Annotated in this window: 20 protein-coding genes; 13 read left to right on the forward strand and 7 right to left on the reverse strand. The window is 71.3% G+C overall.

The window, feature by feature from the left end; all coding sequences use genetic code 11:
• Positions 1 to 50: 50 nt before the first annotated feature.
• From ACWGDB_RS14780 to ACWGDB_RS14825, 10 genes are read left to right on the forward strand one after another with little or no spacing between them, the layout of a single operon-like run.
• A complete protein-coding gene (locus ACWGDB_RS14780) occupies positions 51 to 383 on the forward strand; it encodes a gas vesicle protein GvpO (protein WP_383609890.1) in 333 nt (110 codons plus the stop codon).
• A 50-nt stretch (positions 384 to 433) separates the two neighbouring features.
• Complete coding sequence (locus ACWGDB_RS14785) at positions 434 to 868, forward strand: gas vesicle structural protein GvpA (protein WP_383609892.1); 435 nt, start codon at positions 434 to 436, stop codon at positions 866 to 868.
• Positions 865 to 1,635 carry a GvpL/GvpF family gas vesicle protein gene (locus tag ACWGDB_RS14790; RefSeq protein ID WP_453822787.1) on the forward strand — a complete coding sequence of 257 codons (771 nt, stop codon included), beginning with the start codon at positions 865 to 867 and terminating at the stop codon, positions 1,633 to 1,635. The genes ACWGDB_RS14785 and ACWGDB_RS14790 overlap by 4 nt, the downstream gene beginning before the upstream one ends.
• A gap of 4 nt (positions 1,636 to 1,639) precedes the next feature.
• Entirely contained in the window at positions 1,640 to 1,903 is a 264-nt protein-coding gene (locus tag ACWGDB_RS14795) for a gas vesicle protein GvpG (protein WP_383609898.1), read from the forward strand.
• Positions 1,900 to 2,532, forward strand: coding sequence for a DNA primase (locus ACWGDB_RS14800; RefSeq protein WP_453822788.1), 633 nt, complete (start codon positions 1,900 to 1,902; stop codon positions 2,530 to 2,532). The genes ACWGDB_RS14795 and ACWGDB_RS14800 overlap by 4 nt, the downstream gene beginning before the upstream one ends.
• Complete coding sequence (locus tag ACWGDB_RS14805) at positions 2,529 to 3,665, forward strand: SRPBCC family protein (protein WP_453822789.1); 1,137 nt, start codon at positions 2,529 to 2,531, stop codon at positions 3,663 to 3,665. The genes ACWGDB_RS14800 and ACWGDB_RS14805 overlap by 4 nt, the downstream gene beginning before the upstream one ends.
• Positions 3,662 to 3,991 carry a gas vesicle protein gene (locus ACWGDB_RS14810; protein ID WP_383609907.1) on the forward strand — a complete coding sequence of 110 codons (330 nt, stop codon included), beginning with the start codon at positions 3,662 to 3,664 and terminating at the stop codon, positions 3,989 to 3,991. The genes ACWGDB_RS14805 and ACWGDB_RS14810 overlap by 4 nt, the downstream gene beginning before the upstream one ends.
• A complete protein-coding gene (locus tag ACWGDB_RS14815) occupies positions 3,988 to 4,791 on the forward strand; it encodes a GvpL/GvpF family gas vesicle protein (RefSeq protein ID WP_453822790.1) in 804 nt (267 codons plus the stop codon). Before ACWGDB_RS14810 ends, ACWGDB_RS14815 begins: the two co-directional genes overlap by 4 nt.
• On the forward strand, positions 4,788 to 4,976 hold the full coding sequence (locus ACWGDB_RS14820; protein ID WP_030953078.1) for a gas vesicle protein: 189 nt from the start codon (positions 4,788 to 4,790) through the stop codon (positions 4,974 to 4,976). The genes ACWGDB_RS14815 and ACWGDB_RS14820 overlap by 4 nt, the downstream gene beginning before the upstream one ends.
• A complete protein-coding gene (locus ACWGDB_RS14825) occupies positions 4,973 to 5,257 on the forward strand; it encodes a gas vesicle protein K (RefSeq protein WP_453822791.1) in 285 nt (94 codons plus the stop codon). The genes ACWGDB_RS14820 and ACWGDB_RS14825 overlap by 4 nt, the downstream gene beginning before the upstream one ends.
• A gap of 44 nt (positions 5,258 to 5,301) precedes the next feature.
• Here ACWGDB_RS14825 and ACWGDB_RS14830 read toward each other — a convergent pair whose 3' ends face one another.
• The 3 genes from ACWGDB_RS14830 to ACWGDB_RS14840 all read right to left on the reverse strand — a co-directional run bounded on the left by ACWGDB_RS14830 (position 5,302) and on the right by ACWGDB_RS14840 (position 7,973).
• Positions 5,302 to 5,472 (reverse strand): hydrophobic protein, encoded by a 171-nt coding sequence (locus ACWGDB_RS14830; RefSeq protein WP_383609914.1) that lies wholly within the window; start codon positions 5,470 to 5,472, stop codon positions 5,302 to 5,304.
• A gap of 41 nt (positions 5,473 to 5,513) precedes the next feature.
• Positions 5,514 to 6,347, reverse strand: a complete 834-nt coding sequence (locus ACWGDB_RS14835; protein WP_453822792.1) for a class I SAM-dependent methyltransferase — start codon at positions 6,345 to 6,347, stop codon at positions 5,514 to 5,516.
• Positions 6,348 to 6,479: 132 nt separating this feature from the next.
• Positions 6,480 to 7,973 carry a phosphatase PAP2 family protein gene (locus ACWGDB_RS14840; protein WP_453822793.1) on the reverse strand — a complete coding sequence of 498 codons (1,494 nt, stop codon included), beginning with the start codon at positions 7,971 to 7,973 and terminating at the stop codon, positions 6,480 to 6,482.
• Between the two features lie 72 nt (positions 7,974 to 8,045).
• Here ACWGDB_RS14840 and ACWGDB_RS14845 point away from each other — a divergent pair, with 72 nt between their 5' ends.
• The gene (locus tag ACWGDB_RS14845; protein ID WP_453822794.1) at positions 8,046 to 8,705 is read left to right on the forward strand and encodes a histidine phosphatase family protein; all 660 of its coding nucleotides are present in this window, start codon (positions 8,046 to 8,048) and stop codon (positions 8,703 to 8,705) included.
• A 78-nt stretch (positions 8,706 to 8,783) separates the two neighbouring features.
• Complete coding sequence (locus tag ACWGDB_RS14850; RefSeq protein ID WP_383609925.1) at positions 8,784 to 10,403, forward strand: ABC-F family ATP-binding cassette domain-containing protein; 1,620 nt, start codon at positions 8,784 to 8,786, stop codon at positions 10,401 to 10,403.
• A 12-nt stretch (positions 10,404 to 10,415) separates the two neighbouring features.
• Here the strand turns inward: ACWGDB_RS14850 and ACWGDB_RS14855 are convergent, their stop codons facing one another.
• On the reverse strand, positions 10,416 to 11,522 hold the full coding sequence (locus tag ACWGDB_RS14855) for a baeRF2 domain-containing protein (protein WP_453822795.1): 1,107 nt from the start codon (positions 11,520 to 11,522) through the stop codon (positions 10,416 to 10,418).
• Positions 11,523 to 11,581: 59 nt separating this feature from the next.
• Between ACWGDB_RS14855 and ACWGDB_RS14860 the strand changes: the two genes are divergently transcribed.
• Entirely contained in the window at positions 11,582 to 11,839 is a 258-nt protein-coding gene (locus ACWGDB_RS14860) for a DUF6158 family protein (RefSeq protein WP_383609931.1), read from the forward strand.
• Between the two features lie 31 nt (positions 11,840 to 11,870).
• On the opposite strand, the gene ACWGDB_RS14865 is transcribed toward ACWGDB_RS14860, so the two are convergent.
• The 3 genes from ACWGDB_RS14865 to ACWGDB_RS14875 all read right to left on the reverse strand — a co-directional run bounded on the left by ACWGDB_RS14865 (position 11,871) and on the right by ACWGDB_RS14875 (position 13,474).
• Positions 11,871 to 12,425 (reverse strand): type 1 glutamine amidotransferase domain-containing protein, encoded by a 555-nt coding sequence (locus ACWGDB_RS14865; protein ID WP_453822796.1) that lies wholly within the window; start codon positions 12,423 to 12,425, stop codon positions 11,871 to 11,873.
• Positions 12,426 to 12,566: 141 nt separating this feature from the next.
• Positions 12,567 to 12,986, reverse strand: coding sequence for a CBS domain-containing protein (locus ACWGDB_RS14870; protein WP_453822797.1), 420 nt, complete (start codon positions 12,984 to 12,986; stop codon positions 12,567 to 12,569).
• 86 nt (positions 12,987 to 13,072) lie between these two features.
• Positions 13,073 to 13,474 carry a DUF2795 domain-containing protein gene (locus tag ACWGDB_RS14875; RefSeq protein ID WP_453822798.1) on the reverse strand — a complete coding sequence of 134 codons (402 nt, stop codon included), beginning with the start codon at positions 13,472 to 13,474 and terminating at the stop codon, positions 13,073 to 13,075.
• Between the last annotated feature and the right edge of the window lie 48 nt (positions 13,475 to 13,522).

Below are 13,522 nucleotides of genomic sequence, written 5' to 3' on the forward strand. Positions count from 1 at the left end.
CTCATGGGTTTGGCCAAGGCCTTCCGGGCCACTCGCCGTTGGAGGCGCCCATGACTGATTCACAGAACTCACCCAAATCATCCAGACAACGACAGGGCGGGGCGGACGACAAGCCGTCCCCCATGGAGGTGCTGCGCCAGGCACGCGCTCAGCTCGCCGAACTCACCGGCAAGGACGCCGAGACGGTGTCCTCGTTCGAACAGACCGAGGACGGCTGGGCACTGGAGATCGAAGTCCTGGAGCTGAGCCGCGTCCCCGACACGATGAGCCTGATGGCGAGCTACCAGGTGGAACTCGACCACCAGGGGCAGCTCACCGGCTATCGCCGGGTCCGCCGCTACGAACGCGGACGGTCCGACGCACGCAGGTCCGGCGGCCGCTAGGCCGCACACCCACGCCCGTCACACCATCCCGGACAAGGAGAAAGATCGGCATGACCGTGGTACCCGCACAGCAGTCCGGCGGCGGAGGCGGCAGCAGCGGCCTCTACGACGTCCTGGAGCTCGTCCTGGACAGGGGGCTCGTCATTGACGCATTCATACGGGTCTCCCTCGTCGGCATCGAGATCCTGAAGATCGACGTCAGGGTCGTCGTCGCCAGCGTCGACACCTATCTCCGCTTCGCGGAGGCGTGCAACCGCCTCGACCTGGAGGCGGGCCCGCGCAAGAGCCCGGGCCTGCCCGACCTCGTCGGGGAGATCACCGAGTCCGGCGCACGCGGCAAGTCAAAGGGGGCGCTGTCCGGCGCCGCCGAGACCATCTCGGACGCCTTCAAGCAGGCGCGGGACGACCGGGACGAGGGTGAGCGCGAGTCCAGGCCGCGCGCCCGCAAGTCCACCGCGTCCCGCAGGAAGGAGGAGCAGGAGTGAGCACGTATGTGTACGGCATCACCGCGAGCTCGCACCCCTCACTCCCGAGCGCCGTGGGCGGCGTCGGCGACCCGCCCCGCCAGCTGCGCATGCTGAAGCAGGGCGACCTGGCGGCCCTCGTCAGCGACGCCCCCGAAGGGCTGCGCCCCAAGCGCAGGGAACTGCTGGCCCACTCGAACGTGCTCGCCGAGGCGGGCGCGGCCGGCTGTGTGCTGCCCATGCGGTTCGGCAGCGTCGCCCCTGACGACGACACCGTCACCGGAGTCCTCGCCGAACGCGCCGAGCATTACAAGGAGCGGCTCACGGCCCTGGACGGCAAGGTCGAGTACAACATCAAGGCCAGCCACGCCGAAGAGGCCGTACTGCACCGGGTGCTCTCCGAGAACCCGGAGATCCGGGCCATCACGGAGGCCAACCGGCAGGCGGGCGGCGGCACCTACGAGGAGCGGCTGCGGCTCGGCGAGATGGTGGTCGCCGCGGTCAAGGCCCAGGAGGCCGAGGACGCCACCGACGTCCAGCACACCCTGGAACCGGCCGCGGACGCGGTCAGCGTGGGCCCCGACTCCTCCGGCTGGCTCGCCAACGTGTCGTTCCTGGTGGATCGCGACGGCGTCGAGACGTTCCTCACGGCCGTGGAGCAGCTCCGCAAGGGCCATCCGCACCTCGAGGTGCGTCTCAACGGCCCGCTGCCGCCGTACAGCTTCGTCGACCCCGGCCCCGCCGAGCCCGCGGGAACCACGATCGGCGCGCAGAGCGCGGAGGAGTGAGGCCGTGGGACTGGTCGGAGAGGTACTGCTGCTGCCGTTCGCTCCGGTGCGCGGCAGCGCATGGGTGATCGGACAGGTCGTGCAGGAGGCGGAGCGCATCTACTACGACCCGGCGACGGTGCGCGCCGAACTCGCCGCCCTGGAGGAGCAGTTGACCTCGGGCGAGATCGACGAGGACGAGTTCGACCGCCGGGAGGACGAACTCCTCGACCGGCTGGAGATCGCGCTCGGGCGCACCGGACCGGAAAGTGATGGGACGGCACTATGAATCGATTGGGACTGGGCCTCGCGGTAGGGGCCGGATACGTCCTCGGACGTACGAAGAAGATGAAACTGGCGTTCGCCATCGGCACCATGGTGGCCGGCAAGCGGATGCATCTGAGCCCGCGGGCGCTCGCGGACCTGGTGTCCCAGCAACTGCAGAACAACCCGCAGTTCAAGGAGATCGGGGACCAGCTGCGCGAGGACCTGCGAGGCGTCGGACAGGCCGCGTCGGGCGCCCTCGTCGAGCGGCAGCTCGACGCCTTCGCCGACCGGCTGCACGGGCGTACCGCACAGGTGCGTGACCAGTTGGAGGGCGTCGTTCCCGAGACGCCGGATCTCGGCGGCCGGGACGAGGATGCCGAGGAGTCGGAGCACGACGAGCCCGAGGCCTCGGAATCCGAGTCCGAGGAGCCCGAGGAGTCCGAGGAGAAGCCGCGTCGCAAGGCGGCCAAGAAGGCTCCGGCGGCCCCGGCGAAGAAGACCGCCAAGTCGGCGGCCAAGAAGGCGCCCGCCAAGAAGACCGCGGCCAAGAAGACGACAGCGAAGAAGACGGCCGCCAAGAAGACGACCGCCGCACGCGGGGCCGCCCGGAGCGCGCGGGCCCGGGTGCCGAAGGGTGGTGGCGAGCGATGACCGACACGCTCGGATCTGCGAGTTCGACGGCCCGCGGGGCGAAGGAATCGCTCAGCGGCGTCGCCCAGAGCGAGGCAGCCGACCGGCTCAAGGCCGAACTGCGCGACTACGTGGCCGCACAGGCCACACGACTGCTGACCGGCGCCGGCCGCAAGCTCGGCGAGACCACGCTGAAACTGAACGACATCGCCGACGGCAAGAGCCCCGGCTTTGCCAAGCTCGCCCTGGACGGCGGCCGCAAGCTCGCCGAGGGCAAGGGACCTCTCCGCTCCGCCCTGGAGCTGGGCGCCTCCCGGGCCAAGGACAGCGTGACCGGGGCGCTGAAGAACCTCGTCGGCGGCAAGGGCAAAGGCAAGGGCGGGGCGGGCAAGAAGCCCACCGTCATCCTCGAGTACGTCGATGTCGGCGTCCCGCTGCGCACCGCGTACGACCAGTGGACCCAGTACCAGGACTTCAGCACCTTCGCGAAGGGCGTGAAGAACGCGAACCGTGCCGACGACACGAGTTCCGACTGGCAGATGAAGGTCTTCTGGTCCAACCGCAGCTGGAAGGCGCACACCACCGAGCAGGTGCCCGACGACCGCATCGCGTGGACGTCGGAGGGCGCCAAGGGCACCACGAAGGGCGTCGTCTCCTTCCACCGGCTCGCCGAGAACCTCACCCGCGTCCTGCTGGTCATCGAGTACTACCCCAAGGGTCTGTTCGAGAAGACCGGCAACATCTGGCGCGCCCAGGGCCGCCGCGCCCGCCTCGACCTCAAGAACTACGTCCGCTTCATCACCCTCAAGGGAGAGGCGGAGGACGGCTGGCGCGGGGAGATCCGCGACGGCGAGGTCGTCCGCAGCCACGAGGACGCGGTCGCGGAGGAGGACGAGGAGGCGTACGAAGGAGAAGAGGAGGACGAGGAAGCGCCTCGCGCCGAGGAGGAGGAAGAGGACGAGGCGGGCGAGGAGGACGCGGAGTACGCGGACGAGGACGCGGAGGAGCCGGAGGAGGAGTACGAGGCCGACGGCGAGGCCGATGACGAGTACGAGTACGAGGACGAACCCGAGGCCGAGGAGGAAGCCGAGAAGGAGCCCGAGGACGAGGACGTCGACGAGGCCGAGTACGCCGGTGGCAGGAGCCGCCGATGACGACCCCCGGGCGGCTGCCCCAGCCCTACGGTCACGACGGCGGCGGCGCCAACCTCGCCGACATCCTCGAGCGCGTGCTCGACAAGGGCGTGGTCATCGCGGGCGACATCCGGATCAACCTGCTCGACATCGAACTCCTCACCATCAAGCTGAGGCTCATCGTCGCCTCGGTGGACAAGGCGAAGGAGATGGGCATCGACTGGTGGGAGGACGACCCCGCACTGTCCACACGGGCCCGCCGCGACGAACTCACCCGGGAGAACGCCGAGTTGCGTGAGCGCCTGGCCCAGCTGGAGCCCGCCCGGGCACAGGAGGAGGCCCCATGACCGCACTGCGCTACGTCTACGCCGTCTGCCGCCCCTTTCGCTCTGCCCTCCAGTCCCAGCTGACGGGGGTGGCCGGGGCGCCGCCGAAGCAGATGACCCACCACGGCCTGATCGCCGTCGTCAGCACGGTGCCCGAGGTGGACTTCGCCGAGGAGCCCCTCCGGGCCCACCTGGAGGACATGGAGTGGCTCACGGCGACGGCCCGCGCCCACCAGCAGGTCATCGACGCGCTCACCGTCGTCACCACCCCGCTGCCGCTGCGGCTCGCCACCGTCTTCCGGGACGACAGCGGCGTACGCACGATGATGGAGGCCCGCGAGGAGGACTTCCGGCGCATCCTCGACCGGCTCGAGGGGCGGGTCGAGTGGGGCGTGAAGGTGTACGCCGAAACGGAGTCCGCGGACGCCGAGCAGCCCGCCGAGCGCGCGGAGACCGCCGAACCGGAGGCCGCGGGCACGTCCGGTCGCGACTATCTGCGCCGGCGTCGCATGCAGACGCGGGCCCGCGAGGACGTGTGGCAAAAGGCCTCCGCATTCGCCGGCCGGCTGCACGAAAAGCTTTCCGCGTTCGCCGAGGATTCCCGGCTGCACGCCCCGCAGAGCGCCACCCTTTCCGGGGCGTCCGGGCAGAATATGCTCAACGCCGCCTATCTGGTGCCGCGCGCGGATTCCGAGGAATTCGTGGAACTGGTGGACCGGGAGAAGGACGATTCCCCGGGAATCCGGGTCGAACTCACCGGGCCCTGGGCGGCCTATTCGTTCACCGAGGAGTTCGCGGAGGAACCGGGGGAGCGGCAGTGACCGTCGTGGAACGCCGTGAGGTCGCCCTCGTGGACCTGCTCGACCGGCTGCTCGCCGGGGGCGTCGTCGTCACGGGGGACATCACCCTGCGCATCGCGGACGTCGACCTGGTCCGTATCGACCTGAACGCGCTGATCAGCTCCGTCAATGAGCAGGTTCCGTCACCCTGGGGGGAGTTGACGTGACATCACGACGCAACCGCCTGGACCTCGAACCCGACACCGTGGAACGCGACCTCGTGAAACTCGTCCTGACGGTCGTGGAGTTGCTGCGCCAGCTCATGGAGCGCCAGGCGGTGCGCCGCTTCGACACGGGCGAGCTGAGCGAGGAGCAGGAGGAGCGCATCGGGCTCACGCTGATGCTGCTCGACGACCGCATGACCGAGCTGCGCGAGCGCTACGGACTGCGGCCCGAGGACCTCAATCTGGACCTCGGGCCGCTGGGACCGCTGCTTCCCCGGGAGTGAATTCACATCGGTAAATTCAGTTCACCCCCGGCATGTCCTCTTCCTCACCACCGATACCAGCGGCCCCTGCCTCCTGCCGTGGTTGTGCCGCGCATCACGAATCCCAGGAGCCACAGTACGAGAACCACGATCGCGATCCACCAGAGTGCCTTGAGTGCAAATCCGGCACCGAAGAGAATCAGAGCCAGTAGCAGTACGAGCAGAATAGGAACCATAATTTGACCTCCTGCCCGTCGAGTTTCCAGAAAGGCACGATTCAGGCGTCCTTACGGCACAGAATCTCCCCGTGCGGCACGCTGAACCAGCCGTCGTCGTGGCGCCCCCACTCCCGCCAGGCCTCCGACACGGCCCGCAACTGCTCCGCACTCGCGTGCCCGCCCTCGGTGGCCCGCCCGGCATACGCCGAGGCCAGCGTGCGATCCGCCCACAGCCCGCTCCACCAGGCCCGCTCGTCCGGCGTCGCGAAGGTCCAGGTACTCGACGTGGCGGTGATGTCGGTGAGCCCCGCCCTCAGCGCCCAGGAGCGCAGCCGGCGCCCGGCGTCCGGCTCGCCGCCGTTGGCGCGGGCGACCCGGCGGTACAGGTCCAGCCAGGCGTCCATCCCCTGGGAAGCCGGATACCAGGCCATGGCCGCGTAGTCCGAGTCCCGGACCGCGATGAGGCCGCCCGGCCTGGTCACCCGCTTCATCTCGCGCAGCGCCGCCACCGGATCGCCGACGTGCTGGAGCACCTGGTGGGCGTGGACCACACAGAACGTGTCGTCCGGGAAGTCCAGGGCGTGCACGTCGGCGACCGTGAAGCCGACGTTCGCCAGACCGCGTCCGGCGGCCGCGGCCCGGGCCTGCTCCAGGATCTCCGGCGCCCGGTCGACGCCCGTGACGTGTCCGTCGGGGACCAGGGCCGCGAGGTCGGCGGTGATCGTACCCGGGCCGCAGCCGACGTCCAGGACCGACATGTGCGGCTTCAGCGAACCGAGTAGGTAGGCCGCCGAGTTGGCGGCGGTGCGCCAGGTGTGCGAACGCAGCACGGACTCGTGATGCCCGTGCGTGTAGACGGCGGTCTCCTGAGGCTTCGCGTGCGGCTTCGACATGCCTGTTCCCCTCGTCTCGTCGTACCGCCACAGGGGCACACGGCCCCGGGGCGGTGGACGACACGGTACGCGTGTATGTCGAATGCTGAGACCCACGTTTTAGTATATGGACATCCGGACTCTCTCGACCGCTCAGGCGCCGGGCAGCGGCCGGTAGACCGTCAGCGCCTCCGGCAGCTTCTCCAGCGTCACCTCGCCGCCCACCTCGGTGACTTCGCCGTCGTACGCGAGCAGCGCGCCCGGTGTGACGCCGGACAGGTGCAGTCGGCCGACCTGCACCGCGGCGTGGGCGGGGGAGCGGGTCAGAGGGCCCGCCACGGCGGCCGCGAGCAGGCGCAGCGCGGGCCGGCGGCCGCCGTGCACGACCCGTACGTCGAGCACGCCGTCCGCGAGATTCAGGCGCCGGGCGGGGGCGAGGCCCATCCGGTGGTACGTGCCGTTGCCGGCGAACAGCATCCACAACGGGTGGGCGCGGCCCGCGACTTCGGCGTGCAGCGGATGGCGGTCGCTACGCAGGACGCGCAGGGCCGCGAGCACTCCGGCCGGCCAGGTGCCGACCCGGTGCTCGAAGCGTTCCCTCTCGCGCACCAGCTCCGGATACACGCCGAGGCTGCACGTGTTGAGGAACAGGCCCTGCCGGCCGCCGCAGGTGAACCGGCCCACGTCCACGCGCACGGCCTCACCGCGCTGGATGGCCCGGCTCAGATCGCGTTCGTCCTCCACGCCCAGGTCGAGGGCGAAGTGGTTCAACGTGCCGCCGGGCAGCACCGCGAGCGGCAGCCCGTGCGACAGCGCGACCTCGGCGGCCGCGTTCACCGTGCCGTCGCCGCCGCACACGCCGAGCACCCGGGCCCGCTCCGCCGCCTTGCGCAACTCGGCCCGGGTGTCGTCCGGTTCGCACTCGACGAGCTCGGCGCGCGGCAGCATGTCCAGCAGCGCGTGCACCCGGTCGGAGCTGCCCGACCCCTTGTTCGCCACCACGACCAGGCCGTCCCCCTCGGTCAGCGCCGGGACGTCCGTGCGGGGCCGGGCCGGCGGGACCGCACGGTCACGCGTCGGCACCATGCCCCGTACGGCGAACGCGGCACCCGCGCCCAGCGCCGCGCCCGCGAACACGTCGCTCGGGAAGTGGACGCCGGTGTACACCCGCGACAGCGCGACCGACCAGGCGATCGGGCCCACCGCCAGCCCCCACGCGGGCGACTCCAGCGCGACACCCGTCGCGAACGCGGCCGCCGACGCGGCATGACCGGACGGGAACGACGTGGTGATCGGCTGCCGCTTCAGCTGCCGGACCGCCGGGACGGCGTCCAGGACGGGGCGGGGGCGGCGCACCGACCGCTTGCCGAGGGTGTTGATGGTCAGCGAGGCCAGGCTCAACGAGGCGAGGCCCCGGGCCGCGGCCCGGCGGCCCCGGGGTGTCCGGCTCGCGGCCATGGCGGCGGCCGTCGCGAACCACAGCACTCCGTGGTTCGCGCTTCGGCTCAGCCGCGGCAGGACCCGCTCGGCATACGGCCAGTTCCGCTCGGCGGCGAACTCGAACAGCCGGGAGTCGAGGGCGAGGAGCCGGTTGCGCACAGCGTGGCGGCCGGGCTTGGGCAGGGTGAGGTCGACGTCTGGGCTCATACAGGGGTGGGTACCCTGAAGTGGCCGATTGCTGTCCGGCCGGTGGTGACCGACACACGGAGGAACCCGTACATGCGCCTGCTCCTCGTCCGCCACGGTCAGACGCCGGCCAACGTGGACTATCTGCTGGACACGGCCGTCCCGGGCGCCGGCCTGACCGCGCTCGGCGAGCAGCAGGCCGCCGCCCTCCCCGCGGCGCTGGCCGACGAGGACATCGACGCGCTCTACGCCTCCACCCTGATCCGCACCCAGCTCACCGCCGCCCCGCTGGCCGCCGCTCGCGGCCTGGAGGTGCTCGTCCGGGACGGGATCCGTGAGGTGTTCGCCGGTGATCTGGAGATGCTGCGCGGCGACACGGAGGCCGGGCACGCCTACATGAAGACCGTGTTCGCCTGGGCGGCCGGCGACACCGACCTGCGCATTCCGGGCGGCGAGAGCGGCACGGAGGTGCTGGCGCGCTACGACTCCGTGGTCGCCGAGGCCGCCGACAGCGGGGCCGGGGCCGTCGCCATGGTCAGCCACGGCGCCGTGATCCGGATGTGGACGGCGGCCCGGGCCACCAACGTCGACGTCCCCTTCGCCGCGGCGCACCCGCTCGACAACACCGGGGTGGTGGTCCTGGACGGGGCGCCCGACAGCGGCTGGAAGGCGCTCTCCTGGGCGGGAGCGGTCGTCACCCCGGCGGGCGACAGCGGACCGGCCGGACAGGCCGTCGACGAGGACGCGCCGTAGGGCCGGGAGCCCGAAACCGCCCGGCCTTCGGAATATGCGTTTGCCCGGGCTCCTCGGCGGCCCCCACAATTCGACCCCATGGGACATCTGGAAGCCGCGCACCTCGAGTACTACCTCCCCGACGGGAGGGCGTTGCTCGGCGACGTGTCCTTCCGGGTGGGAGAAGGGGCCGTCGTGGCGCTGGTCGGCCCCAACGGTGCCGGCAAGACGACCCTGCTGCGGCTGATCTCCGGCGAGCTGAAGCCGCACGGCGGCACCGTCACCGTCAGTGGCGGGCTCGGCGTGATGCGGCAGTTCGTGGGGTCCGTACGGGACGAGACGACCGTCCGTGACCTGCTGGTGTCGGTCGCGCCGCCCCGGATCCGCGAGGCCGCGAAGGCGGTCGACGCCGCCGAGCACGGGATCATGACCGTCGACGACGAGGCCGCCCAGCTGAAGTACGCGCAGGCCCTCGCCGACTGGGCCGAGGCGCGCGGCTACGAGGCCGAGACACTGTGGGACATGTGCACCACGGCCGCGCTCGGCGTGCCGTACGAGAAGGCGCAGTGGCGGCAGGTGAGCACGCTGTCCGGCGGTGAACAGAAGCGGCTCGTGCTGGAGGCGCTCCTGCGGGGCACCGACGAGGTGCTGCTGCTCGACGAGCCCGACAACTACCTCGACGTGCCGGGCAAGCGATGGCTGGAGGAGCGGCTGAAGGAGACCCGCAAGACGGTCCTCTTCGTCTCCCACGACCGTGAACTCCTCGCCCGCGCCGCCGAGAAGATCGTCTCCGTCGAGCCCTCACCGGCGGGCGCGGACGCCTGGGTGCACGGTGGCGGCTTCGCCACCTATCACGAGGCCCGGCGCGCCCGCTTCGCCCGCTTCGAGGAGTTGCGCAAACGCTGGGACGAGAAGCACGCCCAGCTGAAGAAGCTGGTGCTGGCACTGCGTCAAGCCGCCGAGAACAGCCCCGACATGGCCTCCCGCTATCGCGCCGCCCAGACCCGGCTGCGCAAGTTCGAGGAGGCGGGGCCACCGCCGGAGCCGCCGCGCGAGCAGGACATCAGGATGCGGCTGAAGGGCGGGCGTACCGGGGTGCGGGCCGTCACCTGCGAGGCGCTTGAGCTCACGGGGCTGATGAAGCCGTTCTCCCTGGAGGTCTTCTACGGCGAACGTGTCGCCGTCCTCGGCTCCAACGGGTCAGGCAAGTCGCACTTCCTGCGGCTGCTGGCCGGAGAAGGCGTGGCGCACACGGGGGAGTGGAAGCTCGGGGCGCGTGTCGTGCCCGGGCACTTCGCGCAGACGCATGCGCACCCCGAGCTGATGGGGCGGACCCTGCTCGACATCCTGTGGAAGGAGCACGCCCAGGACCGGGGCGCCGCGATGTCCCGCCTGCGCCGCTATGAGCTGACCCAGCAGGCCGAGCAGGCCTTCGACCGGCTCTCCGGGGGGCAGCAGGCCCGGTTCCAGATCCTTCTGCTGGAGCTGGAGGGTGTGACCGCGCTGCTCCTCGACGAGCCGACGGACAACCTCGACCTGGAGTCCGCCGAGGCTCTGCAGGAAGGGCTGGAGGCCTTCGAGGGGACGGTCCTGGCCGTCACGCACGACCGGTGGTTCGCCCGCTCGTTCGATCGGTACCTCGTGTTCGGCAGCGACGGGCGGGTCCGCGAGACTCCGGAGCCGGTGTGGGACGAACGGAGGGTGGAGCGGGCGCGGTAGCGCACCGACCGCTCACGTCCGGCGCAGCAGTGCCCCCAGCCCGCCCGCCGGGTCCTTCTCCGGTCCTGCCGGGGTGACCGACAACGCGTCGGCGCCCGTCGCGACCGCGCACCGGAGCAGGGCGTCGTCGGCTCGGGCCGACCACGAGTTCTGTTCGCCGAGGATCTTCAGTTCGGTGCGGCGTACCGCCAGCTGGTCCGGGTCCTCGCCGACCCAGACCTCGCGGTGGGCGTCCGGGCTGTCCGGGCGGATCAGGAGTTCGTCGATGCGGTGCTCGCGCGCGGCCTCCATCAGGGCGGGAACGCCCTCCACGGCTCCGGCGCGGCCCTCGGGCCCGGGCTCGCGCGCCGCCAGGAACCGTTCCAGCTCCCGGGCCGCGCGCTGCCGTACGTGGTCCGCGCGGGCCTGTTCGACGTCCTCGTCGAGCAGCCGGCTGCCGGTGCCGTTCGGGGCCTCGACCACGAGGTCGTGCAGCCGCTGCGGCAGGCGTTCGTGCACGGTCCGCCGCTCGCGGTCGTCCCCCACGAGGATCAGCAGGTCGGCGCGGGTCTCCTCCTGGCATACGGAGAGCGCGTCGGCGATCTCGGCCGCGTTGTGCTCCCAGGTGTTCTCCACCTTGAGCTGGAAGTGCCGCTCGGACCAGTCGACCGTGCCAGTGCGGTGCACCGGATGCTGCCGCCCGGTGACCGCGCCGACGTCCTGCCGGCCCAGCGCGGTGCGCAGCTCGAAGGCGGCGCCCCTGCGGTCGACGTACGCCACCACGCACACCGGGTCCTGGCCCGCCAGCTCCAGCAGGGGAGCGCTGTGCGGCAGCGGCGCCCAGTGGGCGCCGTCGCGCTGCGGGGCGCGGGCCAGGGGCGGATCCAGGGCCACCTCACCCGCCCGGGCGAAGATCGCGCGGCCGTGCGGCTCCGACGAGTGCTCAAGTCCTTCCAGTGCGTCCTGTACGGCCCGGCAGGTCGCATGGTCGGTGCCCTGCCCGGCCAGCTCGCGGGTCAGGGCCCTGGCCGTCAGGTGCCGCTCATGAGGGGTGTCCTCCGTATGCCGGGACGTGCCCACGTACACGGAGGCCCAGGGCCCGGGGTGTTCGTACAGTGGATGCAGGAAGGCGAGATCCATGGCTGTCTCCCGTACTCCGCTCGGGTGCTGTGTGCTCAGCGGGCGGGTACCCGGACCGCATGATTGAACACGACGAGCGGGGTACCACCATGACCGGAGTCGACCCCGGCCGGCTGGACGACCAGCAGCTCATGAAGGAGCTGGAGACCATCCACCGGACGCGCCACGACACGCTGCTGTACGGCTCGAACGACGCGCTGCGGGCCCACAACGATCGCATGGCGCAGCTGGAGGGCGAATACCTGCGCCGCAACCCACGCCGCACCGTGGCCTCGGGCCGCACCCGCGAGGGTGCCCGCGACCGCGGCACGGGGTGAGAACGGGCACCCCCACAGGAGGTGGCCCGCGTCAGACGGCCTCCCTCTTGGACTCCCTGGCGAACACCTCCAGGAACGTCTCGCAGAACGCCTTCAGATCGTCCGGCTTGCGGCTGGTGACCAGCTTGTTGTTGCCGTGGTCGCAGATCCGCACCTGCTCGTCGACCCAGGTGCCGCCCGCGTTGCGGATGTCGGTCTGCAGACTCGGCCAGGAGGTCAGCACCCGGCCGCGTACGACGTCCGCCTCCACCAGCGTCCAGGCGGCATGGCAGATCGCGGCGACCGGGCGGCCCTGCTCGAAGAAGTCCCGCACGAACGCGACGGCCTTGCCGTTCGTCCGCAGATAGTCCGGGTTGGCGACCCCGCCCGGCAGGACCAGCCCGCCGAAGGAGTCGGCCGACGTCTCGCCCACGACCTCCTGCACCGGGAACTTGTCGGCCTTGTCGAGATGGTGGAACGCCTGGATCGTGCCCGGCTTCGTCGACACGAGCACCGGCTCATGGCCCGCGTTCACCGCCGCCTGCCACGGATCCGTGAGCTCGACCTCCTCGACGCCCTCGGGTGCGGTCAGAAATGCGATACGCATGCTGCTCAACTCTCTCTCGCGGCCCTGAAGTGGGCCTCGTGGGGTCGCCGCGGTCGCGCCCACCTGCACGGGGTGGCGTCGCTGACGTCGACGGTGGCGCCGTAGGCGCTGATCCCGCCGGCCCGGTCGTGGCTCATCCGCTCACTCGCCCGGAGCGGCGCGGCTGATGTCCGCCAGCGCCGAGTCGGGATCCTCGGTCTCCGCGAGGTCGCCGAGACTGAGGACACCGACGGGCAGCCCGTTCTCGACGACCGGCAGCCGCCGTACGGAGTGCTTGCGCATCAACGCGACCGCGACGGACACCCGTTCGCCCGGATCGATCACCACCGGGTTGCGGGTGCACACGGAGCGGACGCTCACCGTCAGCGGATCGGCGCCGTCCGCGACCGCCCGCACCGTGATGTCACGGTCGGTGAGGACGCCCACGACGTCCTGGCCGTCGGCCACCACGACATCACCGATGTCCTGTGCCCGCATCAGCTGGGCCGCCTCGACGAGCGAGGCGTCCGGGCGGACGGCGACCACGCCCGGCGTCATGACGTCCTTCACGAATTCAGCCATCGCTGGCCCTCCTGCGTTCCCGGCCGGTGACGGGTGCCGCGGCCGTGGCGGCGTGACCCCGCCCGCAGTACCCACCGACCGGGCCGCTATGCGTTCCTCCGGCGCGTGGACCGCTCGCCCCCGGTCAGGGCCTCGGCCAGCTCCTGGACGTTGGCGTAGCGCGTCGAGCGCGGCAGGCGCTCCATCGGCTCGACCAGGGCGTCGGGGGCGTATCCGCGGCGCAGCACGCCCATCAGCTCCCGTGGGGTCGCCGGGAACGAGCTGCGGCCCAGGAACCGGGCCAGCTCCAGCCGGACCAACGCCAGGGAGGCCGTGGACGTCCCCGGCGCCACCGGGCCGCCCGCGACCTGAAGGTCGTCGTCGGCGGTCGGTTCCGGATCGTGCCACTCCTCCGTCCGGGTGGGATGCCCGGATCGCAGCATCCCCTGCAGTTCGTGCTTCATCTCGTCGTCACGGTGGACGCTCAGCCGGTCACTGCCTCGCTGCATGACTCCCTCCAGATCTTCGCGTCCGCACCGCGTACCCGCGCATCGGAC

The sequence above is a fragment of the Streptomyces sp. NPDC055013 genome (assembly GCF_053608645.1).

Bases quoted from the DNA above. Each gene is read 5' to 3' on its own strand.
- ACWGDB_RS14780 (WP_383609890.1), top strand. From the start codon at position 51: ATGACTGATTCACAGAACTCACCCAAATCATCCAGACAACGACAGGGC.
- ACWGDB_RS14785 (WP_383609892.1), top strand. From the start codon at position 434: ATGACCGTGGTACCCGCACAGCAGTCCGGCGGCGGAGGCGGCAGCAGC.
- ACWGDB_RS14800 (WP_453822788.1), top strand. From the start codon at position 1,900: ATGAATCGATTGGGACTGGGCCTCGCGGTAGGGGCCGGATACGTCCTC.
- ACWGDB_RS14805 (WP_453822789.1), top strand. From the start codon at position 2,529: ATGACCGACACGCTCGGATCTGCGAGTTCGACGGCCCGCGGGGCGAAG.
- ACWGDB_RS14810 (WP_383609907.1), top strand. From the start codon at position 3,662: ATGACGACCCCCGGGCGGCTGCCCCAGCCCTACGGTCACGACGGCGGC.
- ACWGDB_RS14815 (WP_453822790.1), top strand. From the start codon at position 3,988: ATGACCGCACTGCGCTACGTCTACGCCGTCTGCCGCCCCTTTCGCTCT.
- ACWGDB_RS14830 (WP_383609914.1), bottom strand. From the start codon at position 5,472: ATGGTTCCTATTCTGCTCGTACTGCTACTGGCTCTGATTCTCTTCGGT.
- ACWGDB_RS14835 (WP_453822792.1), bottom strand. From the start codon at position 6,347: ATGTCGAAGCCGCACGCGAAGCCTCAGGAGACCGCCGTCTACACGCAC.
- ACWGDB_RS14840 (WP_453822793.1), bottom strand. From the start codon at position 7,973: ATGAGCCCAGACGTCGACCTCACCCTGCCCAAGCCCGGCCGCCACGCT.
- ACWGDB_RS14845 (WP_453822794.1), top strand. From the start codon at position 8,046: ATGCGCCTGCTCCTCGTCCGCCACGGTCAGACGCCGGCCAACGTGGAC.
- ACWGDB_RS14850 (WP_383609925.1), top strand. From the start codon at position 8,784: ATGGGACATCTGGAAGCCGCGCACCTCGAGTACTACCTCCCCGACGGG.
- ACWGDB_RS14855 (WP_453822795.1), bottom strand. From the start codon at position 11,522: ATGGATCTCGCCTTCCTGCATCCACTGTACGAACACCCCGGGCCCTGG.
- ACWGDB_RS14860 (WP_383609931.1), top strand. From the start codon at position 11,582: ATGATTGAACACGACGAGCGGGGTACCACCATGACCGGAGTCGACCCC.
- ACWGDB_RS14865 (WP_453822796.1), bottom strand. From the start codon at position 12,425: ATGCGTATCGCATTTCTGACCGCACCCGAGGGCGTCGAGGAGGTCGAG.
- ACWGDB_RS14870 (WP_453822797.1), bottom strand. From the start codon at position 12,986: ATGGCTGAATTCGTGAAGGACGTCATGACGCCGGGCGTGGTCGCCGTC.
- ACWGDB_RS14875 (WP_453822798.1), bottom strand. From the start codon at position 13,474: ATGCAGCGAGGCAGTGACCGGCTGAGCGTCCACCGTGACGACGAGATG.